Raw genomic sequence first — 26045 nt, forward strand, 5'->3', positions numbered from 1 at the left:
TTCCCGATGAGGTGTGGGCGGCTGCGGTGCGCCGGGCAGAGGTGATCGGCCCGCTGGCCTTATTGACTGATAGGACGCGCCTCTTTCGGGGCAGGTGGTGTCTGAAAGCGCTGGCGCTTCTCGTCCGGAGCACCTGCCAGCGCGCCCCGTGCAGTCTTATAACCCGCGTTCGGGGTCTACGACCGTGCGGGGCAACACCATCGGGTGGTAGGAGCTCCAGGGCGGCGACCAGCTCTCGAAAGATCATGATGAGCCGGAGCGCGCGCCCATGGGCGCACGGAAGATTGACCTCAGATGGGCCAGGTCTCCTGCCGGTGGGCGGCGTCCCAGAACATCCACTCGTACTGGGTGGCTCGGTGGAACGCGGTGTGCATGCGCGTCACTGTGCCGGGGTCGGCCTGGTCGGCGAGGTGGTCCACGATGTCCCGGGCGGTGTCGGTGGCGGCGGTGAAGTCTGGATCGCCGTAGGTGGCGATCCAGTCCCCGTACGGGTGCGTGCTCAGATCACCGACGGTGGCCTTCAGGCGGGTGCCGACGTCATCGTAGACCCAGAAGCAGGGCAGGATGCCAGCCGCGAGGACCGGGTAGTTTCCCGATGTTGCGAGGCTCAGCAGGTAGGAGGTGTAGGCAACCGTGGTCGGTGATGGCTCGGCGGCGGTGAGGTCGGTGACATGGGCGGCGTGCAACTGCCGCTCGACCTCGACCACCTCCCGCGCGGCCTGCGCCCAGAACGCCATTTCCTCCGACGCGTGGGCCTGAGCGGCGGCCGCGGCCAGGACCCGGCCGTAGTCGGCCAGGTAGAGCGCGTCCTGGGCGAGGTAGTGCCGGAACGTCTCTTCCGCCAGGGTCGCGTCGGTCAGCTGGTGCAGCAACGGCAGCGCATCGATCGCCTCGCGGACCGTGGCCGTTCGGTGCCATGCCACGGCGCTGAACACACCGGTGTCGTCGTGGTCGCGGATCGTCTCGGGCATGGTGGTGTGTGGGCTGGTCATCGGTCGCCGTCCTTCCGGTCGTTCTCGTCTTTCCAGATGTCGTGGCAGTGGTGCACGGGGCCGGGTCCGTGGCCGATGTGGAGCGCGTCGGCGGCCCGCAGGGTGCCGGTGAGCCAGGTCTTGGCCTGGCGGGTGGCCTCCAGGAGGGAGCCGGTGCGCGGGGCCAGTGCGGCGATCGCGGAGGACAGGGCGCAGCCGGTGCCGTGGGTGTTGACCGTGGGTACCCGCGGGGCGGTCAGGAGCTGCTCGCCCGCGTCGTCGAGCCACAGGTCGGTGGCGTGTGCGTCGCCGCCGAGGTGGCCACCCTTGACCAGTACCCGCGCGGCGCCCATCTCCCGGAGCGCGGCGGCCTGGGCGCGCATGGTGTCGAGGTCCTCGGCGGGGTCGGTGTCGAGCAGGACGGCGGCCTCGGGGAGGTTCGGGGTGATGAGGGAGACGTGCGGTAAGAGCTGGCGCATCGGTTCGACGGCGTCCTCGGCCAGCAGCCGGGAACCGGCGGTGGAGACCATGACGGGGTCAAGGACCACGACCGGCACCGCGTCGGCGCGCTCGTCGAGGAAGGCGAGGACGGCCTCGATGGTGGCCGCGGAGGCAAGCATCCCGATCTTGGTGGCGTCAACCGCCACGTCATCAACGAGGGTGTCCAGCTGGGCGCGGACGAAGTCCGCGGGGACGACATGGACACCGGTGACTCCCTGGGTGGACTGGGCGGTCAGCGAGGTGAGCACTGCGGTGCCGTAGGCACCCAGTGCGGAGAAGGTCTTCAAGTCGCCTTGGATGCCGGCCCCGCCGGAGGGGTCCGAGCCGGCGATCGTCAGCGCGACCGGCGGGCGGGGGCTCACGGCTGACCGTCCCAGGTGGCCCGCAGGCTTGCGGCCGCCGCGGCTGGATCTTCTGCGGCGCACACCGCGGACACGACCGCCACTCCGGCGACCCCACTGTGGCGCAGCGCACCGGCCCGCACCGTGGTGATACCACCGATGGCGACGACCGGCCACGGGCTCGCGGCGGCCACCGCGGCCACCCCGTCCGGGCCGATCGCAGGGCCGTGGTCGGGCTTGGTCGCCGTCGGCCAGACCGGTCCGACGCCCAGGTAGTCCAGGACGTCGTCACCGAGTGCTCGGGCGGCACGGACCTGCTCGATCGTGCTGATCGACAGCCCGACGATGGCGTCCGGCCCGAGCAGCTGCCGGGCCTGGCTGGGGGACATGTCGCGCTGACCGACGTGGACGCCGTCGGCGCTGATGTCCTGAACGAGGTGGACCCGGTCATCGACGATCAGCGGCACCCCGCTCCCCGCCAGCACCTGGCGCACCGCCAGGCCGAGGGCGACGAAGTCGGCGTCGGTGGTCCCCGGGTCACGCAGCTGCACCATGGTGGCCCCGCCCGCGACCGCGGCCTCCACCGTCGCGGGCACCCCCCGCGGCCCGCACAAACCGGTGTCGGTGACGAGGTAGAGGCTGAGGTCCACCGGCCGGCGGGTCACCGGAGCACCACCTTCTCGGTCAGCTCCTTCGGGTCGAGGGTGGCGAGGGAGTCCAGCAGCGCGACGGCGAAGCTCCCCGGCCCGGCGGCACGCTCGGCCGCGACCTCGGCCGCCACGGTGTACGTCGCGGTCGCCGAGGTAGCGGCCAGCAGCGGGTCGTCGGCGGTGGCGGCGAAGGCGGCCATGAGGGCGCCCAGTGCGCACCCGCCCCCGGTGACCTTGGTCAGCCACGGATGGCCGTTGCCCACCCGGACCAGTCGGGTGCCGTCGGTGAGGTGGTCGACTTCACCGGAAACCGCGACGACGGTGCCGTGCTCCCGTGCCAGCACGCGGGCGGCGTCGACGGCGTCCTCGGCGGCATCGACGCTCTCCGGACCCCGCCCACCGCTGCCCCCACCGGCCAGAGCAAGAATCTCCGAGGGGTTGCCGCGGATGAGCGCCGGGGCGGCGTGTGCGAGCAGGCCCGTGGCGACTTGGGTGCGCCAGACGAGCCCGCCCACCCCGACCGGGTCGAGTACCCACGGGGTGCCGGCCGCCGCGGCGGCGCTGACCGCGCCGTGCATCGCGGCCACCGTCGCCTCCTGAGGCGTGCCGAGGTTGACCAGGACCGCATCGGCGACAGCGGCGAACGGCCCGGCTTCCTCCGGGTTGTCGACCATCGACGGGCTCGCGCCAACCGCGAGCAGGACGTTCGCCGTCCACTGGGCCACGACGACGTTGGTCAGGCACTGCACCAGCGGGGCGTGCCCGCGCATCGCGGCCAAAGCCTCGGCCACCGCGGCAGCATCGAGTGGGACGGCAGGGACGGAAGAAGGTGCCGACATCGGCGACGTTCCCTTCGCTAGTACGAACTAGATCAGGTTCAACGGGTGTGATCTCAGCCGTGCCAGCACGGCACCCCGCGTCACTCATTAGCCTACAGCCGGGACGTCGGAACGCGGCCCGCGGCCTCATCGCCCACTGAGTTCGGGCACCCCCCGCAGGTTCAGTCGCGCGATCTCCGGTGACCGTTCAGCTCGATGACGGGACCACGACGGTCACCGGCCCGCGCCTCACGCGTAAGCGGTATCGAAGAACGCGAGTTCGAGGTCGACGACGTGCTTCCACACCGCGGCGAGGCGATCGCGCGCAGCAGAATCCTGGAGGAAGACGCGATCCAGCTCGTCGACGAGGAACTGCACCCACTCCTGGAAGCCGGTGCCGCGGTGGAGTTCGATCCACTCGCGGTGGACGAAGCGTTCGGGCATCGGCGCCTCGCGCTCGCCCCAATCGAGGTAGAGCCATTCGGCGATGACGAGGAGAACGAGCAGGTGAGGGTACGACTGCGATCGGGTCGCCTCGGTCATCGCCTCCCTGAACGCGGTGGTGGTGGGAGTGAGTTCGGGTGCGGTGCGTTCGGACTCAGGAACTCCGAGCTCGTCGAAGGACCGCTGGAAGTAGCCGTCCTCGTCCGACGCGAGCATGCCGAGCTGGCGGGCGAAACGCAGTTTGGCGGGCACCTCGTCCGCGTAGGCGACACATGCTCCCAGCATGGAGAGGAAGGTGTCGAAGAACTGGTAGTCCTGCACGAGGTAGCCGATGAGGACCTCGTCGTCGATCGTGCCGGCGAACAGTTCCCTGACGAAGCGGTGGCCGACGGCGGCGTCCCACGGCTCGGCCACCGAGGCGCGGAGTTCCGCGACGTCGCCGTTCGGGTCGACGGTGATGGTGGCGATGGCGGGTGTGGATCGGTGAGCGTCGGTCATGAGCGTCTCCTCTGTCGAATTGTGCGCTGCCGTCCATGGCAAGGCGCGTCGACAGGGGAAGGATGTCCGGCGGGTGCAATTGCATGCGAGAACGCATAGGTGGATGTTCGCGAGCGAACGGTCACCACACGACTTCCTCCGCCGGTGCTAACCGGTTCAGGTTCAAGGGTCTGCTTGCGCACTCTCAGCGCCCATTCACGGCGCTCCCCTGTCGTACGGGTCGAGTGTACACAGTTGCTGATCGGGAGTGACTCCGCAGGCGAACAGGCGATTCGGCCGCAGACGCGAACTTGTGAAGACAGGTCGACACCCCCTTGCCATCGTGGGTCGTCGCCTCACCAGACAACGACTACGCAACCTCTGAGCTGTGCAGCCGACTGCGGACACTCGTGCAGTCGACTTCGGACACTGACAGCACTGATCTGGTGAGAATCTCTAAAGGTTCCGAAACCCCGGCCTGGACACAGTGTGCCGTTCAGGTATACCCAAACGGGACAGCCGCCGGCGAGGCATCGTCCTGTGGCTTCGTTCGCTTGGTGGCGGGGTTTTTGCAGCGCTCCGTGGCGGTCTTGTTGCCGCGATCACGCAGGACTGGCTGCAGGTAGGTGTCGCGGTCTGAACCGAGAGGGGTGCGCCCGGTCGGGGCCGTTTGGATCGCTGCCGCTACGTCAGAGTCCGAAGGCTCCGCCGCTGACGAGGATCACGATGCCGAGGCCGATGAGAACGATGGGGAAGAGGATGTGCTCCCAGCGTTCGAGCACTTCGGCGATCGGGGGGCGGGTGGCGACGAACTTTGCCAGGGCCACCAGGACCGCGACGAGCGCGAGGAAGACGATGCAGTAGGCGACTACTGCGAGAGGTTCCACGCTGAGGAAGACAGGGGTGTAGACGCCGATGTTGTCGCCGCCGTTGGCAAGGGTGACGCCTGCGACTGTCCACACGCCGACCTTCTTGCCGGCAACCTTGGCCTCGTCGTCATCGTCGTCATCGTCTCCGCGCCAGGCCTGCCATGCGGCCCAGAGGCCGAGGCCCAGAGGGATGAGACCGAAGTACGGGATGGCTGCCGAGGGCAGGAATGCTCCGGCACCGATGGTCACCAGGACCGCGGCACCGAGGATGCCGGCGAATCCGAGGTACTGGCCGGCCAGAATGCGGGCGGTAGTGCCGCGCTGGCCTGCCCCTCGCGCGAAGAAGAGGGAGAGCACGATGATGTCGTCGATGTTGGTCGCTGCGAACAGGCCCATCGCCTGCAAGACCGAGGTGAGGATCATGCGCCCTCCCCAGCTGCGTCGCATCCGGGAAGCGAGCAGGCGGGATCGATGCACGGGGCGTCTTCGTCCACTGCCAGGGTGGCATCGACCAGTGCCGTCAGCGCCTGCGCCAGGTGCGAATCGGCGATCTCATATCGTGTCCGACGACCCTCGGGCTCGGAGACGACGATCCCGCAATCGCGCAGGCATGCCAGGTGGTTGGACACGTTCGGGCGTGTCAGGTCCAGATCTCGGGCCAGTTCCGCCGGGTAAGCGGGATGGTCGAGCAGGGTCAAGATGATCCGGGATCGAGTGGGGTCGGCCAGTGCACGACCCAGGCGGTTCATCACGTCGAGACGCGAAGCAATAGTCAGCATGGACTGAACTATACAGCGCGCACTGAACACTCGGTCACAGGCGTCAGCCCAGATCGCATGCCCGTAAGGGGATCCTTCACCGTACGTCGAGCAAGCTCGCTCCTCGACGACTTCTTGCGAGGGATGGCCATGTACGCAAGACCCGTACGGTGACATGGGCGGTGAGGGGAGGGTAACTGCAACAATGGGGACATGCATGTCGGCTACGCGCGCGTCTCGACTCTCGAGCAAGACCTCTCCGCCCAACGGGAAGCGCTTGAGCGCCTCGGAGTCGAGAGCAAGAACATCTACTTCGACCACGGCCTGACGGGAACGGCCCGCGCCCGGCCCGGGCTGCGCGAAGCGCTGGCCGCGACCCGGGACGGCGACACCCTGGTGGTGACCAAGCTCGACCGGCTGGCCCGCTCGCTCCCGGACGCGAGGGACATCGCGGACGAGCTCACCATCAAGGGAGTGGCGCTCAGTCTCGGAGGCAGCGTCTACGACCCCAACGACGCCGTCGGCCGATTGCTGTTCAACGTGCTCGGCATGGTGGCCGAGTTCGAGGCGGACCTCATCCGCCTGCGCACCCGCGAAGGCATGGCCATCGCCAGATCCAAGGGCAAACTCAAAGGCAAGAAGCCCAAGCTCTCGCCCTCTCAGCGCAAGCACCTGTTGACGTTGCACACGGCCGGCGAACACACCCAAGCCGAGCTCGCCGAGCTGTTCAACGTCTCCCGCACCACCATCTACCGCGAGCTGCGCCGCACCACGGCCGCCACCTGACCGCGCCTGCACCGCCACTGAGCGATCACAGAAGCCCGCCACCAAGCCATCACATCCACATCGTCCCTGTTCCACAGGGTTAAATGCCGTCTTTTGGCACATGTCTCGGCTAAGGTCTTAGACATGAGTGACACACATCGGGCCCCGGGTCAACGGGTCGCGTACCTCCGGGTGTCGTCGGCCGGCCAGAACCTCGCGCGGCAGCTCGAGGCGGTGGGGGAGTGCGACCAGGTCTTCACCGAGAAGCAGTCCGGCAAGAGCGCGACGGACCGCCCGCAGCTGCAGGCCCTCATCCGGCACGTCCGCCGCGGCGACCACGTCGTCGTCGCGTCCATGGACCGCCTGGCCCGGTCGGTCATCGACCTCAACGACATCGTCCAGCAGATCACCGGCGACCCTGCCGAGCACACCGAGCAGCGCCCCCGGAAGGGCGCAAGCGTCGAGTTCCTCAAGGAGCGGCTCGCCTTCGAGCCCGGGCACGCGGACCCGATGGCTGCGTTCCAGCTGAACATGATGGGTGCATTCGCGCAGTTCGAGCGCGAGCTCATCCGCCAGCGCCAGGCCGAGGGCATCGCCGCCGCGAAGAAGCGCGGCGCCTACAAGGGCCGGCCCCGCAGCCTCGAGAGCGACCAGATCCGCTCCGTCCGCAACGCCGCCCTCGCCGGCACACCCAAAGCCCATATCGCGCGTGAGTACGGCATCAGCCGATCCACGCTGTACCGCTACCTAGCTCATGGCCGCCCAACACTTGATCAATAGGATACGCCTACGGTGCGGCGCAACAATAGCTTAGAACGGCTCACCTTTGAGAATAGGGCTTTCGGCTTTACGCCACATCGGTGGAACGCGAATCATCGACTTCCCCATGCCCCTGAGGGCCGGCGTTATCGAGAGCCTCTTCCGTGATCCCACGAGCGCTCTCTGGGAGGTAGGCAGAAAACTTCTCTCTCATAAAAGCAAGCCCGGTATCTCGAGTTGACTCAAATTGCAATGAGCGTTGAACAAACTTTAGCCGATGCGCGGCGTCCCCCAGCACCTCTGCCCATGTCCGAACGAATATCTGATACTTCTTGCTATTCTGCACCAGGCCGAAGGGAAGGCCCTCTTGATTGCGAAACTCATCGACCTCTCGAGTGGTCTCATTGCCAATCAGCCAGAACTCCCAGGATGCATTGGTCTGATCGAATCGCTCGTCGTTGGTTATCGCGCTCGCATAACTGCGAATCTGCGAAACGTCATCGTCTGAAATTCTGTGGTTAGGTCGCTTCAGCTCGACAACAAGGTGAGAGAAAAAGTTCTCCCTCGTCTCTAGTTGGCGACCGAGGACGAGATCCGGGATAGCGTCGGACCCATCTTCGCGCAGCACGGGTTTCTGATCGGCAAGCTCAACGTCAAGGCCCAGCTTGACAAGGAACTTTTTCAGAACCTCCGTAAGGCGCTCGTCGTCGCCCGTCAGAGACCATTCCTCGCCAAACAGCCACGTCTCGTGTGCCAATATTCGGTGAAGCTGTCGGCGCTCAAGCATTCGTTTCTTGGTTGCTCGGTCGAACAGGAGGGCATTGAGGCCATTCAAAAAATCTACTCGGTCCCCAATGTCTCGGCCGAGTGTAATCAAATGACTGAGCGTTGTGCGCTCGAGTATGTCCTGCAGCTCGTCGATACGAGACGTCGGAAGCTGGGCAAACTTCCGCAGGATCGGCAGTAAAGCCTCGGGATCATTTTCAAAAGTCTCTTTAAGGAGGCTTAGTGCCATCGCTTTCGATGATCGAGATTTCGCCTCGTCAACGGTCCTGGAGGCGGCCATCGCGACGATATTAAATGTATCACGAGTAGCTCTCTCTACAGCTGAGCTGGGATCGCTCTCGTAGGGATAGACACCCTCCGCCTTCCATCGATTAACCGTGTCCACCTCGCGCTGTCGCGAGGACTGTGCGAGATGTGATCGAAGCGCAAGACGGCCCGCGTCGAGAACCTTTCCTGCGGGAGTTTCTTCGTCTCCTTCTAGGATGAGATCCTGAGTCGCTGTAAACCCATCCCATTGGAGGTACGCAGTGAATTCGGCCCCCACGGCATGGATGCCAGGAGGCCGCTCATCAATGACCGTGCCTCCCGCGTCGCAAAGGTAGAGACGTCTTTCTACGCCACTTAGTTTCCATTCGATCACAGTGAGCTTTGCGTTGCCCTGAATGTCATTCGGCAAGTCAATGTTGATGACGGTTTTGTTTGCGATCGCCGAGGCGGGGTCGAGTGGCGTGCCGAGAAAGTATATAGTGAAATCTGGGTGCCTATCTAACCTTAAGGCAAACTCGGATAGTAGGTGGTTTCGGAGTGAATCCGTTGAGTCGAAGGCCTTAACCGCTTCAGGTGTGGGGGAAAAGATTTCGACACTAGTTCCTGGGTGTCCCGACGGCTGAACGTCTTCAACCTCAAAGGTGTTGAGGTTCGCCCGAGACCCCTTTACTTTGATTGTGCCTAGCGTGGCGGCGTCAACCCCTACGGCGGTTGAGGTCCAGTGGACAACTGAACCCAAAGAAAATGCGGCGTAGCGTCCCCGGCCGTGCCGCCCGTGGACGGGGCGCCCTCCCTCGGATGTTTTACCGGGAACATTCTTCCAGCTATCGCCGATTCTCGAGAATGCAATATCGGCACGTTCCCGGTTCATTCCGCCGCCATCATCTGTTATGCGGATGGAGTCGATGCCTCCGAGATGCCCTTTGTTTATCTCGATGCGGACAGTGCTGGCGTCCTCGTCAAATGCATTCCAGATCAGCTCGGATAGCCCCACTGGCGGAGTTTTTATGTACCCCTCGAGGAGCGTGCGGCCTGCCGTGACCTGAAGGTGTGCCATACCGCATTATGGCACGTCGTAGCGTCGCCCTGAGGGTTGCGAGGTCGGCCTGGCGGGCGGATGGGCTCTGATCAAAGCTCATCGCTGCGTCTAATGCGACCACCTCCTCCCCTTGCTAGCTACTTCATGGGTGGCGAGCTGCGTGGAGCCGTGCGGCGCTGGCCTGTCCGGGCGTGCGCGCGCACTGAACTTTCGAGAGCATCGCGCACTCTATGCCGGCTCGAACGCAGGGCGGACGGAGGGTGAGTTGCGCCCGGAGTGCCTGGGCTGCCACGCGTGAACGAGGGTTTCTTGGATGGCCCCCAGTGAGCGCGTCGCTCCCGTTCCGCGAGTCCTGAAACTCGTACCAGTACTCGCGCATCCCCCAACCGGATGTGTCTGGGACAGACCTGATAGTGTTCACTATCGCCTGCGGGTAGACTGTGAGGTGAAGAGGGAGGTGATCGCCATGGCGATCAAGAACGCCAGGCTTCGCCAGAAGAGCGTGGTAACCGCTAAGCAGCGCGCAGTCTCCAAGCAGCTGGCCAAGCAGCGCGCGGTCTTCAAGAAGCACGTGAAGGTGGCGGGGAGGAAGCCCCTGGCGCGCGCGTCGTCCCCCGAGAGCGTCGCTCCTCCTGCGCAGTCGATGAGGGATGAGCGTCCCGGGCAGAGGGTTCGTCGGCTTCGCAGTCGGCGTGACCTGCTCGAGCTTGAGATTCGCCGTGAGGTGAAGCGCTACAGGGACGACGGTCTCTCGGAGCGGAAGATCGCTGCCCTGGTGGAGGTGTCCCAGCCGACCATCCACAAGATGCTCCAGGTGGCAGCGAAGGACCCGGATCCGCTGGAGGGATTCAGGGGGGCGACGCCGCTCGAGATTTGCCAGCGCTACGACGCCGGCGAGTTCGGCCGTGACGAGCTGGTCGACCAGCTCGTGCGGTTCCCGTACGCCGAGAGCGGGACGACCGATGGCTATGACTGGATGGCCGTGGACCCTCCCGGCAGTTGGTCCGAGCTCTCGATCGCGATCGACCGGGGCCTGATCGGCGAGGACGTCTACGAGGACGTGTTTAATCGCCGTCATGGCCTCTGAGGAGATACAGCGCCACATCGACGTTGTTCGCGCGCTGTCCCGACCGGGCGAAGCGCTGGGCGCTGACGCCCCAACGGCCAGCATCCGAAATTCCCAGTGGTGGGTTGCGGGACACCCCACGCCCAGCCGCGAGCGGCTGCACCGCCGTCTCCGCACACAGGTGTGGGAGTCCGCGCCCGACGTCCTCCAAGAGCGTCAGGCGCTCGTGCTCGCCGGCCCGCCCGGAGCGGGCAAGGGCAGCGTGAAGGGCGACGTCCTCGGGGCCAGGCTGGCGACCTACCGCAACGTCGACGCAGACGAGTTCAAGGAGCTGCTGCTCGATGAAGCCGGCCGCGACGGCTCCCTCGAGGGCTGGCTCAAGCCCGATACCATCCGAGACCTCGAGGTCGAGGGGGAGCGGTTCTTCCCCCTCGAGCTGGCCAGCCTGGTGCACGAGGAGTCCTCCTACCTCGCCAGGCTCCTGCGCGATCGGGCGATCGCCGCCGGCGACAACATCGTCGTGGACACCGTTCTCAGCGGAGAGGCCAGCGCGCTCGAGCTGGGAGACCGGCTAGCCGCCGAGGGCTACAGAGTCCAGGTGGTCGACGTCGAAGTTCCTTTCAAGCTGTCGGAGAAGCGCATTCGCTCGAGATGGCAGCGCGAATACCAAGCCGCTATCGACGGCCGCAGCGACCTCGGCGGCCGCTGGGTCCCCAGCGAGTACGCCCGTGACGTCTTCGACGGCCCAGAAGGCCGATCGAAGCCGGAGCACAACGCCCGCGTGCTTGCCGAGCAGTGCAGCGCCGTGGCCGACTTCCGCGTCTACCGCACAGGCATGGACCAGGCGGACTCTCCTCAGGCTCAGCCGCTCCTCGAGGTGCACCGGCAGCGCAGCCGGCCCGGAGCCGAGTTACGGGCCGTGGAGACCCCACAGGAGCGCACCGCTGGCCCTAGCGCGAGTCGATCCTCTGTTCGTGACGCGAGCTTCCCCGGACGCTCGTCGAGCGCCGGCCCGACGCGGCCAGGGTCAACCCCGCCGCGCGGACCAACGGTTGGGCGTGACGGGGGAGCGGAGCGGTGAGTGCTCTCATCGGGTACGCGCGTGTCTCTCGACGGGATCAGAACCCCGAGGCACAGGTGGCCGAGCTGTACCGGCCCGGCGCCGAGCGGATGGCCATCGACACACTCTCCGAACTCAACGACCGCGGGATCGACATCCGGTCTCTCACCGAGCCCGAGATAGACACGACCACCCCCATGGGGCGCGCACTGTTCGGCATCGTTGCCGTCTTCGCGCAGCTCCGCGTCGACACCACCCGCGACAACACACTGCGCGGGCTCGCTCACGCGCGCGCCCACGGCCGCATCGGCGGCCGCCCATCAGTCATGGCCCCCGAGAAGATCGACGCCGCTGTGCGCCTGCGTGCCAGCGGCCAAAGCCTCGCAGATATCGCCGCCTCACTTGAGGTCGGGAAGTCCACCGTCCACCGCGCCCTCACGCGCCATGACGGCAGCCGCAGCCACCCCGCCAAGTAGACAGACCCGACCCTTCTTTTCCCCATTCCCCGATACATGCCGCCCCTCCCGGAGCCGGAGCGGGTCAAGGGTTGAGGGGAAGGAAGTTGCGCAGCAACTCCCGGAGGGCGCCGCAGGCGTGCTTGCCCGATCCCTTTACCCGCGCAGGCGGAGGGAGACCATTGGGCATCGGGGAGTGGGGAGAACCGGCCCGGTCCGTATCCGACTCACCGAAGAGCTTCCGGACGGGTCGCGCGTGCAACCCGCCGGCGTCTCCGCACGCGCTGGAAGCGCCCTGACTGGTTGGAAATTTCTGCGGAAGCCGTGTGCAGCGAACGTGCAGCGCTTACGCGATGCTCTACGACCGCACGGGCGGCCTCAGCAGTGGACGCCTGTGCCTTGATAGCGATGACAACGGAACCCATCAGTGCTGCACCAATGAGAAGGCCGAGGAGCAGCATCGCGATACTCATGTTCGTGCTGGCTCCGCCTACCACCACCGCAATCGTAATCGGCACCAACCCAATAGTCAGCGCCGCGATCGAGGAGGCATCGTGCAGCCCCGTGGCTAGACATACGGCACCCGCGATCGTTGCCTCATCACTGCCGCTGATAGGGCGCTGATCGAGGTGATCGAGATGCCGATCAATCCGACGACGGTCTCCCTTTGCGAGTCCGTACGGCGACCTCTTGGACACGAGGACACCCCTACCTGTTAGGCACCACTGTGCTCGTTGCTCTCGGTGACCTTCGATGCGCCGCGCTCCGTGCCGTCCTGCGCGGTCTCCTGCTGCTTGGGCCGTGCCGTCGAGCGACGCCGTGCACGCCGCTTCTTCTCAGGCTCAGGGAACCCGATCTTGCGCAGCTCCTCGGGCGTCCACCCGGCAGCCGTCGCCGCGTTGAACGCCTTCACGTCCGCCGCTTCATAGTCGCGCATCCGCTCCTTGAGGCGCGTTTCCAACTCGGCACGCTCACGGTCCGCCGACTCACGTTCATTGGTGAGTTCCTGCCGTGTCTGAGCCAGAACGCGCACGGTCTCGATCCGCTGATCCTGTGCACGCGTCGCGCGCTCGACGGCCTCTTCCGGTGTGGGTGTAGTAGCCATGCCCCGAGCGTATCCGGCACCGGTGCCGTTGGTCGATGATCCGGCACAGCCAGGGCGGCCCCGCCACCCGGTCTCACGACTGTCAGCGTGAGACATCCTGAAACGCGCCCCGCACGGAGCAAGCTATAGAGTTAAGTTCCCTAACTCGCTCGGCCCCTCGACTTTGTGTCGAGGGCCGGGCACACTGTTCGTGTGGTCCCCGCACGGGGCGGGGTCGCTGCGCTGGGCCGAGGAGGTGCCTCCCATGGCAGAGGATGAAGCCCGCCGGGCACTGTTCTCTCGGCGCCGTCGCGCCAACGTCGACGGAGGGCGACAGCACTTCCATAAGGTTGGCGTTTCCGCCGAGGAAGAGGGTGCGCTGGCACGTCTAGCTCTCGAGCAGAACGTCACCATCCCGCGCCTACTTGTGGAGTCGGCGCTGAGTCTCGATCGTCGTGAGACTCCGACCGAACGCAAGCAGGCAGCGGCAGAACTGTTCAAGCTGCATCGCCTCCTCGCCGCCATCTCGAACAATGTCAACCAGATCGCGCGCGCGACGAACGCCACAGGCGAGGTGCAGGACGAGATGCGCGCAACTCTCGACGCCGTACGGCGCACCGCTGCACGTATCGACGATGCTGTGGATCGGCTGATCTGATGTCGGACGGTGGAGGCGAAGCTCTGTTCCTCCAGCCACTCCCTGCCACGGCGGTGGTCGCGTTTCTGGCGCTCATCGTCACGGTGTTCCAGGCGATACTCAGTTACGTTCGGCAGCTCAGGTCCGAGCGAAACGGAGCTGTTGATGCTGCTCTCATTTCCCTTCTGAGCCCCACCGTGGTTGAAGCCCGCCTGCGGGTTGTGCAGGTTGCGCGGGGGGACTTGATTCTCCGTCATCAGTCGCCGATCGAGGACGACCCGAGTGCCGAGAAGCGGTCGAATGACGAGCTGCTCGACGTGACAGACCGGATGCGGGCAGCGAGCCTCACCCTGATGTGGGCGGTGCAGGCGATCGAACCACGTTTGAAGCCGGTCGTTAGAAAGTACTTCGTGCGGTCTCGTCAGTTCCCGTGGGTGTCTCGCCGCGAGGAGCTTCGAGCCCCATCAGCGGGGGCTCTCCATGCTCAGATTGAGGACTTCATGCATGACCTGGACCGCGCACTGCGCATGTCGGGTGACACCTTCGATTGGCGACGAGAGGGTGGCTTGACCAATGATGCGCTTGATGGGCTTCCAGCCATGCGATCGGGCCCGTTCCTACTGACGTCTCAGAACATCCAACGGCTGGATACGAAGTTCTCGGGTGACGAAGACTCAAGACTCATGGCCGGCTTCCGCAAGGACAACTTGGCCCAGGACAGCGAGCGGCCGGCTCCGCACGAGCTGCGGAAGGCGGAACTTGATCGGGGCTGGGCCGAGCACCGAGCCGAGTTCAAGCCTGTAGTGAAGCCGCCGCGTCCGGTCAAGGATGAGCGATGATTCCGAACGTAGTGCGCGGCGATCGCATGGCCGGCCTGATGACCTACCTGGTGGGACCGGGTCGCGCGAACGAGCACGCGGAGCCTCACCTCGTGGCCGGTGATCCCGCAATGATGGCGTGGCACGACGATGCCGAACTGAGCCGAGATTCAGCGCTCGCGATCGCGCGCCATCTGGACCGCCCCCGTAAGCTGCTCGAGGTCGACGTCAACGGCGGCCACGTGTGGCACTGCTCGCTGTCGCTGCGCGCGGACGAGGGCGTTCAAACCGACGAGAAGTGGCAAGCGATCGCTAACGACTTCGTGCGCGCGATGGAGTTCGACGACCCCGACTCTCCGAAGGCCCCATGCCGCTGGGTTGCCGTCCGCCACGGCCTGTCGAAGAACGGTAACGATCACGTGCACATCGTCGTGGACCTCGTGCGCGAGGACGGCACAAAAGCCAGCGTGCACAACGACTTCCACCGCGCCCAGAAGGTCAGTCGTGCTCTCGAGGTCCAGCACGGACTCGAACCCCTCGAGTCGGCCAAGGCTGAGCGTGCCACCCGGGGCTACAAGCCGGCTGAGCGCGAGGCCCAGGCGACCGCGCGTGCCCGCGCCAAGTACGAGGGCGCCCGCAAGAGTGATCTCGGCCAGCAGCGCCCGGCGTGGGATTACCTCGAGCGCGAAGATCGGCGCGCACGGATCGCCGCCGAGCTACGGGCTGATCAGCCTCGCCACGTCCTCGGCGTGAAGGTTCGCGGGTGCGCGGCAGCCGCCGGCGACGAGGCGGAGTTCGTGCGCCGAATGCGCCGTTCCGGCCTCCTGGTCCGTCCCCGCTTCGCAGACGGCCGCACCGACGTCGTGACGGGTTACAGCGTGGCCGAGCGGCCCACGGCGGGAGAGCGGCCCATCTGGTACGGCGGTGGACACCTCGGCAAGGACCTCCGTCTACCCCGGCTGCGCGAGTCTTGGCCCGACACCCCGACCGGTGCGAGCGAGGCCGTCGACGAGTGGGCGGCAGCCAAGCGGGGCTGGCGCGTCGTCGCCCCCGGCCGCGAGGCCATGGAGCCCGACCCCGCGCAATGGGAACAGCGCAGCCGCGAGCTGGGTCAGCTCGTCGAGAAGCTGCGCGCCGTGCCGCTCGAGGATCGCGACACGTGGGCCACCGTCGCGCGCCAGACAGCCGGCGCCTTCGCCGCATGGTCTAACGCCACCGAAGAGCGGCCCGGCGACCTCGCCGCGGCCGCCGAAGCCCTCTCCCGCTCAGCCCAGACCTACCGCTCCACCCCGCCGCCGCAGAAGATCGGCACCAGCGCCCTATCCGGCAGCGCCATGCTCCTCGCCTCCGCGGCACGGGGCGGCCGCGGCACCGTCGGCCAGGCCGTCATGATCCGGCAACTCCTCCGGCTCACCCAGTCAGTGCATGACGCCGCGAAAGCCGCCGAACAGCATCGCCAAGCCCAGCTCCTCGCCAACGAGACACGCGCCCGTCTCGTGCGCGTCCGCGAGGCCCTCCCAGCCCCCGCGGCGGCAGCTCGCCCCGCCGGCGCGACCGCAACGCTCGAGCGACCGGCGAACCTCGACCCCGAGGCCCAGGCGATGCTCGATCGCCTCCGCGCCGGCAACGCGCACGACGCCACCGCGGCCGTCGATCCACTCCCGCGACCCATCAAACCCCGCAGGACCCGTCAACCCAACCGGCCCGGCCCCGAGCGCGGCGCCGAGCGATGAGAGAGGAGACCTGCCATGGTCGACGAATCTGACGGCATCGAAGAAGCGATCGAGGGCCAGACGCGGCTCTTGATCACCGCGGCAGCTCAGGCCGGCGACCGGATAGCCCGCATGCGCGAGGACGCACTACGCCGCGCCCAGGCCACCAGCGAACGAGAAGCCCGCGAGCTGCAATCCCGACTCGCCGCCGAGCAGCGCGCCGTCTGCGCAGACCTCTCCGGCGTCCAGCGCGCCGACTGGTGGGAGAACGCATCACCCGAGCGCATCGCCCAGGCCTACGAGTCCGCCGTGGCATGGCGCGACGAGGAACCCGAAGCGGCCCGGGCCGAGCAGCGCATCGCCGACGAGCTGCGCACCCGCCACGGCATCAGTCCCGACCAGCTACGAGCCCAGGTGAGCGCCGAGCGCGGGGAGCCCATGCCCGCCAGGTACGTCCTCACCGAGAGTTACGAGGACGCGAAGACCACGCGTCATGTCTCCCGGGACGACGCCCTGGCCCTCATTGACCGCACCCCGCGGGCCGGCGACCTCACCCCAACTCGTCGCCAGCAGTTCGAGGACATGCGCGGCTGGATCGGCAAAGACCGAGACGTGGATCTCGCGATCGCTGCGAAGTTCCCGCAAATCATGACCAAGGAACAGATGGCCGCTGTGCGTCGTTCGGAGGCGCAGCACCAGCAGGAGGCCGAGCAGCGGGACCGGGCCGAGATGGCGGCACTTATGGCCGAGGCCACCGCCGAGGAGGGCCGTGCGCAGGACCGCCGGGAGGATCGACCCGACCGGCCTGCCCTCGCCGAGGAGCATGAGCAGCGTGCCGAAGGCGCACGCGAGGAGGCTGGCGCCAAGTACGACAGCGCCGAACGCCGGGCGACCACCGCCGCCGACCTCGAGACCCAGGGGCACGATCACGAGACCGTAGCCCGGCAGATGCGCGCCGACGTATCGCAAGGTGCGCCTGCAACCGAGGCCACCAAGGGCGGCAATTCCCCGCGTGCTCGCCGAGGTCGACGCCAAGCGGGCACGAATCGACAGCGGGAGCGCGGAGGCCTAACCCGCTGACAGGTACGAAGGCCGTGCCGTTAGGTGTGGCCGCCTTCGCAGTTTTCTGTCGGCGCCACTCAGTCGTCGTTGCGGCTCGTGCCGAAGTAGTAAGCCAAAGCTGAACCCGAGAGCGTGAATATGGGAGCGGTGAAGCTCACCCAGTCCCGCAGCTCCGCTTCAGTGAACAGCCAGCCCCCTCCTCCGACGAGGATGGCACCTATCAGTAGGACTGTGAAGAGACTGATCAAGCGACCCTGCATGCGCTCGTGAAAGGTCTTTGGGTCAGGCCCAGCTCTCTTGAGTGCGGGAGCATCGCCCTCCGGGGCGTCGTCGAGGATTAGATCGGGATCCTGGCTCGGCTTAGAACTCTCTTCCGTCTTACTCATCAGGCTCGTCCTCAGAACACAGAACCCAGCCGCCCGCGCCACCCTCTTCGGAGGACCAGGCAATGCTGTGGCCTTTCAGAGCGAAGCGGAGCCCGCCCTCAGGGGCGGGCTCCGATAAGTGAAGGGGGCCGTTGTCGAGAATCATCGACTGAACGTGTTCAGGCCAGGGGCTTCGATCTGGGGCGATAGGGGCCTCTGACTCGTCCCTGCCGACGCCAAGCGAAGGTCGAAGGTAGGCGTCCGTCACCTCGACATCGCTCGCTTCCGGTCCGCAACGGTACTTGACCACGGCGACCGTGCAGTTGTCCTTGTCGCGGACCTTCTTTCGCATGACGCCCTCCCGGACCTATCGGGGGAGCCTCTTGCCGCCCTGACCTTTTGCTCAAACGGTAGCATCCCTGTGCAGACGCGGTCAACATGCTGTATGCCCATCGTGTGCACGACGTACGCCTAGCGTGTACATGGCGTGTTGACGATAGGTGCCGAAGCCCCTATGCTGAGGTCAGACTCATCCCCCATCGGTCGGCTCACCCCACGGGTCACAAGATCTCGCGTGCTGGCACGGTGCGCCTTCGGGCAGGGGATGCACTGAAGGAGAGACCCCATATGCCCCGCCTGAGCGTGAACATCAATAATGAGACTGCAGAAGCCCTCAAGGAGCTCGCGGACGAGAATGGCACCACGGTGACCGAGATTGTGCGTCGCGCCGTGTCGGCCTACAAGTTCCTCGAGGACGAGATTCATGGGGACACGAAGCTGCAGCTGGTGAATGAGAAGACGCGGGAGCGCACAAACGTCGCGATTCTGCGCTGACATCACCACGAACAGAGGGGTCCCGATCTGCTTGCAGGCAAATCGGGACCCCTCGTCGTTGTTGGCCGTTTCCGGGTGCTTTCGCGCCACTTCCGTTGACCACGCTCTTGGACTGGGCGCCGCACTGATTCTCAATTTTTGGGGGAAGGAGGCGGCTGTTCTGGCCGATACGCCGGCTTCACGACTGTCAGTTCCCGCGCATCCGGGAATAGCCCCTCCGGCGGTGCTTCATAGGGTAACGGCGCACCCTTCAGGGCTTCATTCTCGTCGCCGTAACGTTCCGCCGAGGCGAACGGCCCCTCAGGGTCCATCAGTACGGCCATGTGGTGGTCGGCGTGATCGCGCCACCACACGCTCATGCCCGTGGACGGGTCCAGCCGCAGGTGCTCCCACGCCCGCCACAGCGCCTCGAGGCGGATCACCGCTTCGTCGTACTCCCACCAGCGTGCCGCCCACACGCGATGGTCCGAGGTCTGCCGACGGTAGACGTGCCGCAGGTACTCCCGCACGAACTCATCGACGGACCCGTAGACCAGCTCCGGCGGCTTCTCTTCGTCCTCGCCCGTAGCCGGCTCCTCCGGTTCGGGGGCCGGCGGAGACAGCTGCTCCTCGACGGCCGCGGCCGCCGAGGCCTGCGCCTGCTCGCGCAGCTGCTCCACCAGCTCCTCCGTGAGCGCATCCGCGACCGCCTGGGTAGCGATCGCCGCCACCTCTTTGCGCACTGCGCTCTTGACCGCGGCGTCGACGGCTTCCGCCGCCGCACCGGCGACCTCCAGACCCGCGGGGACGCTCGCGCCCGCCGGCGCCGCCGTCTCCTCTTCTAGCGGCGGGGGAACCTCCCAGGAGTCCTCGCCCCAATCGCTCTCGCTCATGCCCGCTCCTCCGTGCCCAGCACAGCCTCAACCGTCGCCCGCTCGCTCTCGGCGTCTGCGATGGTCCGCTCCGCCAGCGGATCATGCGCCCGGATCGAGGCCTCCACCGCCTCCCGGTGCGGCCCGGCCATCCACGGCTGCGTTGTCACCAGCGTGGGCCGCGATCCCGAGGCGAGCACGACGGCCCGGCCCTTGGGGAGCGCGCCGAGGTCCGCCACGTCCAGAATCCGCTCGCGGTGGAGCTGCTGGGAGACAGTGCGCTGTCCCTTGCTGTGCGACGTCGACGACGCCAGGCGGTCGTAATCCCCGATGAGCTTGGACAGGCTCTCGAGGAATCCGTCTTCACTGACGCCGCCGCCGTAGACCTTGACGTTCGACGCTGACCACAGCTTCTTCATGCCGGACTCGCCCCAGACGTCCACGCCCTGCGACCAGGACTGCAGAATCGTCATGAGCACGATGCCGCGGGACCCGTAGTGCGAGTACAGCGAGGGCAGCTGCGCCCACCGGCACACGTTCGCCGCCTCATCCAGCACGCCGAGCAGCGGCGTTTCCAGCCGGCCCCCGGGCGACTTCACTGCCAGGCGCTCCGCCGCGTCGACCACGGCCACGGTCAGCGCCGTTACCAGCGGCCCCGCCGTCCCCCGGCCCTCCTTGGACAGGCTGTAGAGCGTGCCGCGCCCGGATGCCACGAAGACGTCGGGGGAGAACTCGCGCCGGTGCGACCCGGCCGGGGTGATCCAGGCCGCGACCTGGCGGTTCGTGAGGCACGACGCCATCTGCCGGGCCGTGCCGTACACGCCGCCGCGCTGCTTGTCCGGCGACCCGATGATGCCGCGCACCTGCGCTGCGATCAGCTCTTGGCCGTGTGCCTTGAGAATGTCCGCCGGGGTGTCGTCCACCGGCCTGGTCGTCCAGAGGTAGACGTCCGTGATCGGCCGCCCATCGAGGGCGGCCGCCAGCAGCAGCCCGGCGAGCAGGTCTTGACCGTCACCGTCGAAGAAGGGATCACCCTTGGTTCCCGGCTCCCGCGACCCGGCGGCGAAGTGGCCAGCCAGCTCCGCGGCCTTCACCTCGTCGGTGACGTAGCTCAGCGGGTTCCACCACCACGACGCCGGCTCCTCGGCAATGCCCTGGGGATCGAACACCCACACCTCGCCCGCCTTCGCCCGCACATCGCGCGTGGCATCGACGACGTCACGCTTGTTCGAGGTCACCAGCACCGATCCCGGCGCGTCCAGGATCGCCGGCACCGCCCGCGAAGTGGTCTTACCGGTGCGCGGTCCCCAGATGTCGACGTGCATGTCCTCCCAGGACCCGAACAGCGGCACCCCGCCGGCCACGGTCTTTCCGATCGGCACGCCCGTGGCCCACTCCGACTCCTTCTTGCGCCGAGCGACCTTCCCCAGGCCCGAGGCCGGCGCCGGCTCTTCCGACGCCGGCCGGCGCACCCCCAGCCGCTTGGCCGTCGCGGCGGCGTGCTTCTGGGTGATGCCCTCGACGTCGCGGCCGCGGCCCATGTACGCCGCGGCCCGATCGACGCGAGAGCGTCGGCGGCCGGCGCGACGCACCGCCATTCCGATGACGGTGGCCAGCAGGACGACGACGACGGCCAGGCCGATGAGCACCGCCCATCCCGCGGTGCCCGGCCACGGGAGTGATCCGCCGAGGAGCCCGAAGGTCACGTCGAACGGGTTCATCGGCACCGCCTGGCCGGTGCCGGCCAGGCGGTGCCCCAGGTGCATCGTGACCCAGAGCCCGCCCACGATGGTCGCGAGGGCAATCAAGACCACCCAGACCATCACGGCCTCGCTGCTCAGCCCGCCGGGGTCACTGCGACGGTTGTTCGTGGGGCTCATGCTGCACTCTCCTCCTCGAGAAGGCCGGTGCGGGACTGCTCCGTCCAGCGTCGGGCGCTCATGCTGATGGACTTCTCCGCTTCCGTCAGGATCACGTCGACCGGGATTCCTGGCCGCCCACCGACCTTCACCAGGAACTTCCCGCGCCCGGGAGGCGGCACTTCTTTGCCCTGCTGGGAGTCCCATGCTGGCGGGTCCTGCCAGCCGCTCAAGAGCGCCTGTTCCTGCCGTGACAGCGGCACCACCCGGTTCAACAGCGGCATTTCCGCCATCGGCAGCCCACCGCACACCACGAACCCGGAGCGCTCGATGAACCCCAGCGCCTTGTGCCGGTCCGCCTCGTTCGGCAGCGATTGCAGGTCTTTCATGGTGTGCGTGATCATCGCCTGACCCACCGCGCTCGTCCGGTTCAGCCGGGTCAGGTAGTCGACGCGATCGACCAGGCCCGGGCCGGCCTTGAGCGCCTGGTGCAGCTCGTCGAGGATCACGAAGTAGTGCCGGCGCGGCTCGAGAGCGTAGTCCGCGAGCGTCTGCGCGATCGCCACCGTGGCGAACCCGACCGACCAGCACGCCAGCAGCGCGGCCGCGCGCATGTCCCCATCCGAGGAGGGGATGGACGAGACGTCGAAGTCCACCGCCCGGTCCCGGCGCATCGGCGCCGTGGTCGGCCGCGCGAACACGTCCCCGAAGCGGCCACCGGGCAGCAGGCCCACGAGGGACGCTTCCAGGCCCTCGGTGACGCGCTGATACTTCTTCTTGTCGCCGCGATCCAGGGCCGCCTCCCGCAGCTCCCGCGGGGCCGCGCGGATCACCGCGAGCAGGTCCGCGAGCACCGGCACCCCCTCGTGATGCTCATCCAGCCAGGCGATCGCCCGCGACAGGATCGTCTCTTCCCGATCCGTCGGGGACGCCTTGCGCTGAATCGTGATCAGCGATTCCACCATGTTCAGCCGCACGCCCTGCGCATCCGCGATCACTTCATGGGCGGCCTGCTCGAAGCCCGCTGCCCGCAGGCGGGCGGCGGCGGCCGGTGCCTCGCCTGGATCCAGAATGTTCAGCGAGCCCTTGTTGCGACCGAGGCTGATCACCTGCCCCTCGAGCTTCTCCGTCATGGTGATGTAGTCCGGCCGGGTATCACCCAGCACCAGCGGGATCACCCCCTCACCGGCCAGCCCCACCGCCATCCGCATCACGGCCGAGGTCTTCCCCAGGCCGGGCCGGCCGAGGAAGAACACCGACGGGTTGCCGATCAGGTTGGCGCGCTGGTACCAGCTGATCGGGTCACAGCACAGCGTCGCGTGCGTGGTGATGTGACGCCCGAACGGCACCCCCACCATCGGCGTGCCGGTCCCAACCGAGAACGGCCACAGCCCGCACACCTGATTGGTCGTGCCGCGGTACTCCGTCGGCGCCTGCACCATCGCGGCAGTGCCCCGGCCTCGACCCAGCCAGCCCCGAGAGGGCGTGCGCTGGGGCCGCAGCTCCTCCGACTTCGCGGCCCTGGTCTTCTTCGTCGTCCGCCCGTTCACAGCTGCTCCCTCATCTGGCTAGGTGCGCTCATGTGCTTGCGCGGGATCAGCCCCAGCGGCAGCCCGACCGCGAACGCGGAATCCTGCGACCCGTACACGGGCCGCAGTCGCAGCCGCGCCGTCGCCGCCAGGTTGTCCACCGTTGCGCGAGCATCGGCCACCATCGCCGGGTCATCGACCGTGGCCGTGACGACCATGCCGAACATCGTCAGCCCCGCTCCCGAGGCCTCTTCCTGCGCGGTCGCGGCCGCCGCCCGCGCCGAGCGCAGGTCACGCGCCGACGGCTTGGCCGTGGCCGAGATGCGGAACTCCGCAGCGCGGATATCGGCCTCCACAATCGCCGCGGCCCTCGCCGCGTCGATCGGCCGGTACAGCAGCGTCACGCGCTTGCGGGTCACGTCGCTGTGGGGCGCCAGAAGGCGCGCCAGCACGCTCGACTGGACGTTGCCCCGCGGGGCTTCCGTCATCTCCCAGGAGACCGAGAAGGCGTTCTCATGGAAGTACCCATCCCACGTCGCCTCCGCCGCGACCGGCCCGACGTCGTGCCACTGCATCGGCACCGTCTCACCGGCCACCTTCGCCTCATCGAACAGCACCGCGGCCGCGGGATCGTAGGCGACCCGAACGACCTCGCACAGCTGCTGCGCCGACAGCGGTGCCGCCGCGCCGGCCCCCGTCGCTTGCAGATTCCGAGTCAGGTTCGGCAGCCGCGCGCCGAGCTCACGCGCCATCTCATCCGCCGCGCGTCGCTTCCCACCCGACCGGTGCGCGGCGTTGAACGTGATCGTCACGTATGCCTTCACCGTCGAGGAGCCCGACGGGTAGCTGTCGACGACCTCGTTCAGGACCGCCCTCGCGAACGCGGGCGAGCCCGGATCGACGTTTCCTTCCACCTCCCGGCGCAGCCGCGACCCCGAATCCGGCGCAGTCTCGATAGTCACCGCCGCCCCCTCGATCCCCGGCTCATCACCGAGGTTCCGCAGCCAGTACCCCCAATCCGCGACCCAGGTATCGACCTGCTCAGGATCGACCAGCGCCGCCCCGTCCGGCTCCGTCCCGATCACGACCGCGAAGGTGCCCGTCGACGGAGAGTGGACCAGCGCGAACGGCCTGCCGTAGGAGTCCTCGAACTCTGACAGGCGCGTCGGAGCAGCGATTCCGGGGAGCTGGCACGTCCCCCACGGGGTGCGTCCCAGCGGCCCCGAGCGGTAGATGTTCTCGCCCCGTGCCCGCGTCAGCCACCAGCCCCCGCGCGCAAGCCCACGATCCAGGGTGCTCTTCCCGTGCGAGTCCTTCGTGGTGACCACCAGCATCACCACCGCCAGGAACCCGAACCAGATAGCCGCCTCGAGTAGACCGAAGATCATCACCGTGATGATGATCGAAATCAGCCCAACGAACAGCCCGAACGTCCCGATCGTGCCGAGGCCGAGAATGCCCGCCGACACCGGCCGGCGCCAGTTTCCATAGGTCCGAGGACCACTTGTCTCAACGGCTGCCACTGGGACCGCCCCCTTCTTCGCCTGTCGCTTCCTCGCCAACACTCTTCGCGGCGCCGGCGGCCGCCTGACCAGCCTTCGTGCCGGCATCGAGGGCGGCGCCCGCAGCGGCGCCCACCGGCCCGCCGGCAGCGCCAGCCGCAGCGGCACCACCACCGGCCGCGCCGGCCCCGGCACCACTCGCTGCACCCGCACCTGCGCCGGCACCAGCTCCACCGGCTACGCCAGTGCCCGCGCCAGCTCCGGCGCCAACCCCCGCGCCCGTTCCGGGGACACTGCCGGCCGCTCCCTCAGCGCCCGGCGTGCCCGTGCCTGTCTCCCCGGCACCGCCGCTAGAGCCCGTCGCCCCACCGGGACCCGAAGAACCGTCAGCGCCGCTCGACGAGTCGCTGCTACCCCCCGGTCCCTGACCACCCGCGGACGAATCACCCGAGGGACCGGACGGGCCGGTTCCGCTTGAGCCCGAGGGTGCGGAGCTGCTCGAGGAAGACGGCGCGCCCGAGTCCGAGCCACCGCCACCGGACATGCCCATGAGGCGCCCCGTGGCCGCGGCACCCATCGGCACGGCCGCCACAGCAGCCGCAGCCGCCATCCCGCCGCCACCACCGCCCGAGGTCTGCGCCACCATCGGCGTCACGAACCGCATCAGGGCCGGTAGCGCGAACAGCGCCAGCACCATCAGCACCAGGCCGGTCAGCACCGCGATCATTCCGCTGCCGTCGTCCTGGAAGACGTTGGTACCCGCCAGCTGGAACGCGGCCGCGTACACGATCGCGGCCGCCGGCTTGTAGAGGATGAACGCCACCAGCCACCCGATCGCTCGCTTGAACCAGGCCTTGCCCATCTCCGTGTTCGTGAACGACGCCGACAGCGGAAGAATCCCCGCCAGGATGACGAGCATCCCGCCGCGGGCGACCATAAGCACGATTTGGATGATCGACGTCAGGATGGCCAGCAGCCCCAGAATGATCACCAGCAGCGGACCGAGCGCCGGCGCGGCCGGGTTCGTCGTCAAAGCCAGTAGCGCCGTGATGTTCCCCGCGAAGCAGGACCCGCCCTCAGCAATGTTGCAGTCCAACGAGCCGTTGAGAATCCACACCGCCGCCGAGTCCGCCACCGTCACCAGTAGCCCGATCACCGTCGTGCTCGCACCAGCCACAACGATCAGCGTCAGCACGCTCTGCACTAGGTCTTTGCCCGGCTCCGCCCGCTGAGTCCAGGCCATGCGGATGCCCGCGACGATGACCGAGAGCACGGCCGCTGCACCCATGAACCACCACAACGACGACTGCAGGAACAGCACCGCGCCGCCAGCGCCTTGCGGGCCAGTCGGCATGAAGCCCGCGACCAGAGAACTGGCACCGGAAATCAACATCACCGCGGCCAACGTGATCCCGATTCGCCCCAGCACTACCGCGCCGGTGCCCCGCTTCATCATCGCGGACATATAGGCGCCCAGAGCCAGCAGTGCCAGGACGGCAACTCCGAAGCCGACCCAGGTCACGTAGGCCAGCACTGTCTCAATGTTCGAACCGGCAACCTCCGGATGCTCGCCGGCGGGGATGGCAGAGCCACCACCCGTGCCGGTCAGGTTCGGGGTGCCGATGTACACCCAGACGGTGCCAAGGCTTGCCACCGCATGCTCGAATGCTTCGACAACGGCCTTGGCGAGATTGTCGATCGCATCGTTCAGGGCGCTCTTCGCTCCCTCTTCGACCTTGCACCCGACTTGCCAAGGAAGGCACATG

At 67.3% G+C, this 26045-nt stretch carries 26 protein-coding genes and 2 riboswitches; of the genes, 10 read left to right on the forward strand and 16 right to left on the reverse strand.

The window, feature by feature from the left end; all coding sequences use genetic code 11:
* Nucleotides 1-290 precede the first annotated feature (290 nt).
* The 7 genes from ACOJUI_RS16860 to cmtR all read right to left on the reverse strand — a co-directional run bounded on the left by ACOJUI_RS16860 (nt 291) and on the right by cmtR (nt 5850).
* Nucleotides 291-992 (reverse strand): TenA family protein, encoded by a 702-nt coding sequence (locus tag ACOJUI_RS16860; RefSeq protein ID WP_422117740.1) that lies wholly within the window; start codon nt 990-992, stop codon nt 291-293.
* Nucleotides 989-1834 (reverse strand): bifunctional hydroxymethylpyrimidine kinase/phosphomethylpyrimidine kinase, encoded by an 846-nt coding sequence (gene thiD, locus ACOJUI_RS16865; RefSeq protein WP_422117741.1) that lies wholly within the window; start codon nt 1832-1834, stop codon nt 989-991. Before thiD ends, ACOJUI_RS16860 begins: the two co-directional genes overlap by 4 nt.
* A complete protein-coding gene (gene thiE / locus ACOJUI_RS16870) occupies nt 1831-2478 on the reverse strand; it encodes a thiamine phosphate synthase (RefSeq protein ID WP_422117742.1) in 648 nt (215 codons plus the stop codon). The genes thiD and thiE overlap by 4 nt, the downstream gene beginning before the upstream one ends.
* Nucleotides 2475-3302: a hydroxyethylthiazole kinase gene (gene thiM / locus ACOJUI_RS16875; protein ID WP_422117743.1), complete on the reverse strand. Its 828-nt coding sequence runs from the start codon at nt 3300-3302 to the stop codon at nt 2475-2477. The genes thiE and thiM overlap by 4 nt, the downstream gene beginning before the upstream one ends.
* Nucleotides 3294-3390, reverse strand: a riboswitch (TPP riboswitch). Its footprint overlaps the gene before it by 9 nt.
* Before the next feature lie 140 nt (nt 3391-3530).
* Nucleotides 3531-4223 (reverse strand): TenA family protein, encoded by a 693-nt coding sequence (locus tag ACOJUI_RS16880; protein WP_422117744.1) that lies wholly within the window; start codon nt 4221-4223, stop codon nt 3531-3533.
* Between the two features lie 116 nt (nt 4224-4339).
* Nucleotides 4340-4443: riboswitch (TPP riboswitch) on the reverse strand.
* Nucleotides 4444-4891: 448 nt separating this feature from the next.
* Nucleotides 4892-5494: a cadmium resistance transporter gene (locus ACOJUI_RS16885; RefSeq protein ID WP_016997609.1), complete on the reverse strand. Its 603-nt coding sequence runs from the start codon at nt 5492-5494 to the stop codon at nt 4892-4894.
* Complete coding sequence (gene cmtR, locus ACOJUI_RS16890) at nt 5491-5850, reverse strand: Cd(II)/Pb(II)-sensing metalloregulatory transcriptional regulator CmtR (protein ID WP_006590980.1); 360 nt, start codon at nt 5848-5850, stop codon at nt 5491-5493. Before cmtR ends, ACOJUI_RS16885 begins: the two co-directional genes overlap by 4 nt.
* 192 nt (nt 5851-6042) lie before the next feature.
* Between cmtR and ACOJUI_RS16895 the strand changes: the two genes are divergently transcribed.
* Both ACOJUI_RS16895 and ACOJUI_RS16900 read left to right on the forward strand, forming a co-directional pair.
* On the forward strand, nt 6043-6615 hold the full coding sequence (locus ACOJUI_RS16895; protein ID WP_422117745.1) for a recombinase family protein: 573 nt from the start codon (nt 6043-6045) through the stop codon (nt 6613-6615).
* A gap of 123 nt (nt 6616-6738) precedes the next feature.
* On the forward strand, nt 6739-7374 hold the full coding sequence (locus ACOJUI_RS16900) for a recombinase family protein (RefSeq protein WP_422117746.1): 636 nt from the start codon (nt 6739-6741) through the stop codon (nt 7372-7374).
* Nucleotides 7375-7441: 67 nt separating this feature from the next.
* Here ACOJUI_RS16900 and ACOJUI_RS16905 read toward each other — a convergent pair whose 3' ends face one another.
* On the reverse strand, nt 7442-9463 hold the full coding sequence (locus ACOJUI_RS16905) for an ATP-binding protein (protein WP_422117747.1): 2022 nt from the start codon (nt 9461-9463) through the stop codon (nt 7442-7444).
* Nucleotides 9464-9911: 448 nt separating this feature from the next.
* On the opposite strand from ACOJUI_RS16905, the gene ACOJUI_RS16910 reads away from it, so the two are divergent.
* From ACOJUI_RS16910 to ACOJUI_RS16920, 3 genes are read left to right on the forward strand one after another with little or no spacing between them, the layout of a single operon-like run.
* Nucleotides 9912-10532, forward strand: a complete 621-nt coding sequence (locus ACOJUI_RS16910) for a hypothetical protein (protein ID WP_422117748.1) — start codon at nt 9912-9914, stop codon at nt 10530-10532.
* Nucleotides 10522-11592, forward strand: a complete 1071-nt coding sequence (locus tag ACOJUI_RS16915) for a zeta toxin family protein (protein ID WP_422117749.1) — start codon at nt 10522-10524, stop codon at nt 11590-11592. Before ACOJUI_RS16910 ends, ACOJUI_RS16915 begins: the two co-directional genes overlap by 11 nt.
* 56 nt (nt 11593-11648) lie before the next feature.
* The gene (locus tag ACOJUI_RS16920; RefSeq protein ID WP_422117697.1) at nt 11649-12047 is read left to right on the forward strand and encodes a recombinase family protein; all 399 of its coding nucleotides are present in this window, start codon (nt 11649-11651) and stop codon (nt 12045-12047) included.
* A gap of 206 nt (nt 12048-12253) precedes the next feature.
* Here the strand turns inward: ACOJUI_RS16920 and ACOJUI_RS16925 are convergent, their stop codons facing one another.
* Together ACOJUI_RS16925 and ACOJUI_RS16930 are read right to left on the reverse strand one after the other, a co-directional pair.
* Nucleotides 12254-12724, reverse strand: a complete 471-nt coding sequence (locus tag ACOJUI_RS16925; RefSeq protein ID WP_422117698.1) for a hypothetical protein — start codon at nt 12722-12724, stop codon at nt 12254-12256.
* Between the two features lie 17 nt (nt 12725-12741).
* Nucleotides 12742-13131, reverse strand: a complete 390-nt coding sequence (locus tag ACOJUI_RS16930) for a hypothetical protein (RefSeq protein ID WP_422117699.1) — start codon at nt 13129-13131, stop codon at nt 12742-12744.
* A 244-nt stretch (nt 13132-13375) separates the two neighbouring features.
* Here ACOJUI_RS16930 and mobC point away from each other — a divergent pair, with 244 nt between their 5' ends.
* The 4 genes from mobC to ACOJUI_RS16950 are packed head-to-tail and all read left to right on the forward strand — an operon-like array spanning nt 13376 to nt 17357.
* Entirely contained in the window at nt 13376-13768 is a 393-nt protein-coding gene (gene mobC / locus ACOJUI_RS16935; RefSeq protein ID WP_422117700.1) for a plasmid mobilization relaxosome protein MobC, read from the forward strand.
* On the forward strand, nt 13768-14586 hold the full coding sequence (locus ACOJUI_RS16940) for a hypothetical protein (RefSeq protein ID WP_422117701.1): 819 nt from the start codon (nt 13768-13770) through the stop codon (nt 14584-14586). The genes mobC and ACOJUI_RS16940 overlap by 1 nt, the downstream gene beginning before the upstream one ends.
* Nucleotides 14583-16298 (forward strand): relaxase/mobilization nuclease domain-containing protein, encoded by a 1716-nt coding sequence (locus tag ACOJUI_RS16945; protein ID WP_422117702.1) that lies wholly within the window; start codon nt 14583-14585, stop codon nt 16296-16298. The genes ACOJUI_RS16940 and ACOJUI_RS16945 overlap by 4 nt, the downstream gene beginning before the upstream one ends.
* Before the next feature lie 15 nt (nt 16299-16313).
* Nucleotides 16314-17357 (forward strand): hypothetical protein, encoded by a 1044-nt coding sequence (locus ACOJUI_RS16950; protein WP_422117703.1) that lies wholly within the window; start codon nt 16314-16316, stop codon nt 17355-17357.
* A gap of 59 nt (nt 17358-17416) precedes the next feature.
* Here ACOJUI_RS16950 and ACOJUI_RS16955 read toward each other — a convergent pair whose 3' ends face one another.
* Entirely contained in the window at nt 17417-17725 is a 309-nt protein-coding gene (locus tag ACOJUI_RS16955) for a hypothetical protein (protein ID WP_422117704.1), read from the reverse strand.
* Between the two features lie 606 nt (nt 17726-18331).
* Between ACOJUI_RS16955 and ACOJUI_RS16960 the strand changes: the two genes are divergently transcribed.
* A complete protein-coding gene (locus ACOJUI_RS16960; protein WP_422117705.1) occupies nt 18332-18538 on the forward strand; it encodes a ribbon-helix-helix protein, CopG family in 207 nt (68 codons plus the stop codon).
* Between the two features lie 131 nt (nt 18539-18669).
* Here ACOJUI_RS16960 and ACOJUI_RS16965 read toward each other — a convergent pair whose 3' ends face one another.
* The 5 genes from ACOJUI_RS16965 to ACOJUI_RS16985 all read right to left on the reverse strand — a co-directional run bounded on the left by ACOJUI_RS16965 (nt 18670) and on the right by ACOJUI_RS16985 (nt 26044).
* Nucleotides 18670-19410, reverse strand: coding sequence for a DUF4913 domain-containing protein (locus ACOJUI_RS16965; protein WP_422117706.1), 741 nt, complete (start codon nt 19408-19410; stop codon nt 18670-18672).
* Nucleotides 19407-21269: a type IV secretory system conjugative DNA transfer family protein gene (locus tag ACOJUI_RS16970; protein ID WP_422117707.1), complete on the reverse strand. Its 1863-nt coding sequence runs from the start codon at nt 21267-21269 to the stop codon at nt 19407-19409. Before ACOJUI_RS16970 ends, ACOJUI_RS16965 begins: the two co-directional genes overlap by 4 nt.
* Nucleotides 21266-22690 (reverse strand): ATP/GTP-binding protein, encoded by a 1425-nt coding sequence (locus tag ACOJUI_RS16975; RefSeq protein ID WP_422117708.1) that lies wholly within the window; start codon nt 22688-22690, stop codon nt 21266-21268. Before ACOJUI_RS16975 ends, ACOJUI_RS16970 begins: the two co-directional genes overlap by 4 nt.
* A gap of 104 nt (nt 22691-22794) precedes the next feature.
* Nucleotides 22795-24300 carry an SCO6880 family protein gene (locus ACOJUI_RS16980; RefSeq protein ID WP_422117709.1) on the reverse strand — a complete coding sequence of 502 codons (1506 nt, stop codon included), beginning with the start codon at nt 24298-24300 and terminating at the stop codon, nt 22795-22797.
* Nucleotides 24287-26044 carry a hypothetical protein gene (locus ACOJUI_RS16985; protein ID WP_422117710.1) on the reverse strand — a complete coding sequence of 586 codons (1758 nt, stop codon included), beginning with the start codon at nt 26042-26044 and terminating at the stop codon, nt 24287-24289. Before ACOJUI_RS16985 ends, ACOJUI_RS16980 begins: the two co-directional genes overlap by 14 nt.
* Nucleotide 26045 lies beyond the last annotated feature (1 nt).

The sequence above is a fragment of the Brachybacterium sp. UNK5269 genome, assembly GCF_049266655.1.
In the GTDB taxonomy this organism is placed as follows: Bacteria; Actinomycetota; Actinomycetes; order Actinomycetales; family Dermabacteraceae; genus Brachybacterium.

What these genes read in the sequence shown, in the direction of transcription:
- ACOJUI_RS16880 (WP_422117744.1), bottom strand. Translation starts at nt 4,223, where the DNA reads ATGACCGACGCTCACCGATCCACACCCGCCATCGCCACCATCACCGTC.
- ACOJUI_RS16960 (WP_422117705.1), top strand. Translation starts at nt 18,332, where the DNA reads ATGCCCCGCCTGAGCGTGAACATCAATAATGAGACTGCAGAAGCCCTC.
- ACOJUI_RS16905 (WP_422117747.1), bottom strand. Translation starts at nt 9,463, where the DNA reads ATGGCACACCTTCAGGTCACGGCAGGCCGCACGCTCCTCGAGGGGTAC.
- ACOJUI_RS16885 (WP_016997609.1), bottom strand. Translation starts at nt 5,494, where the DNA reads ATGATCCTCACCTCGGTCTTGCAGGCGATGGGCCTGTTCGCAGCGACC.
- ACOJUI_RS16860 (WP_422117740.1), bottom strand. Translation starts at nt 992, where the DNA reads ATGACCAGCCCACACACCACCATGCCCGAGACGATCCGCGACCACGAC.
- ACOJUI_RS16965 (WP_422117706.1), bottom strand. Translation starts at nt 19,410, where the DNA reads ATGAGCGAGAGCGATTGGGGCGAGGACTCCTGGGAGGTTCCCCCGCCG.
- ACOJUI_RS16915 (WP_422117749.1), top strand. Translation starts at nt 10,522, where the DNA reads ATGGCCTCTGAGGAGATACAGCGCCACATCGACGTTGTTCGCGCGCTG.
- ACOJUI_RS16985 (WP_422117710.1), bottom strand. Translation starts at nt 26,044, where the DNA reads ATGTGCCTTCCTTGGCAAGTCGGGTGCAAGGTCGAAGAGGGAGCGAAG.
- ACOJUI_RS16895 (WP_422117745.1), top strand. Translation starts at nt 6,043, where the DNA reads ATGCATGTCGGCTACGCGCGCGTCTCGACTCTCGAGCAAGACCTCTCC.
- cmtR (WP_006590980.1), bottom strand. Translation starts at nt 5,850, where the DNA reads ATGCTGACTATTGCTTCGCGTCTCGACGTGATGAACCGCCTGGGTCGT.
- mobC (WP_422117700.1), top strand. Translation starts at nt 13,376, where the DNA reads ATGGCAGAGGATGAAGCCCGCCGGGCACTGTTCTCTCGGCGCCGTCGC.
- ACOJUI_RS16955 (WP_422117704.1), bottom strand. Translation starts at nt 17,725, where the DNA reads ATGAGTAAGACGGAAGAGAGTTCTAAGCCGAGCCAGGATCCCGATCTA.
- ACOJUI_RS16950 (WP_422117703.1), top strand. Translation starts at nt 16,314, where the DNA reads ATGGTCGACGAATCTGACGGCATCGAAGAAGCGATCGAGGGCCAGACG.
- ACOJUI_RS16945 (WP_422117702.1), top strand. Translation starts at nt 14,583, where the DNA reads ATGATTCCGAACGTAGTGCGCGGCGATCGCATGGCCGGCCTGATGACC.
- ACOJUI_RS16910 (WP_422117748.1), top strand. Translation starts at nt 9,912, where the DNA reads ATGGCGATCAAGAACGCCAGGCTTCGCCAGAAGAGCGTGGTAACCGCT.
- ACOJUI_RS16975 (WP_422117708.1), bottom strand. Translation starts at nt 22,690, where the DNA reads ATGGTGCAGGCGCCGACGGAGTACCGCGGCACGACCAATCAGGTGTGC.
- ACOJUI_RS16900 (WP_422117746.1), top strand. Translation starts at nt 6,739, where the DNA reads ATGAGTGACACACATCGGGCCCCGGGTCAACGGGTCGCGTACCTCCGG.
- ACOJUI_RS16940 (WP_422117701.1), top strand. Translation starts at nt 13,768, where the DNA reads ATGTCGGACGGTGGAGGCGAAGCTCTGTTCCTCCAGCCACTCCCTGCC.
- ACOJUI_RS16970 (WP_422117707.1), bottom strand. Translation starts at nt 21,269, where the DNA reads ATGAGCCCCACGAACAACCGTCGCAGTGACCCCGGCGGGCTGAGCAGC.
- thiM (WP_422117743.1), bottom strand. Translation starts at nt 3,302, where the DNA reads ATGTCGGCACCTTCTTCCGTCCCTGCCGTCCCACTCGATGCTGCCGCG.
- ACOJUI_RS16930 (WP_422117699.1), bottom strand. Translation starts at nt 13,131, where the DNA reads ATGGCTACTACACCCACACCGGAAGAGGCCGTCGAGCGCGCGACGCGT.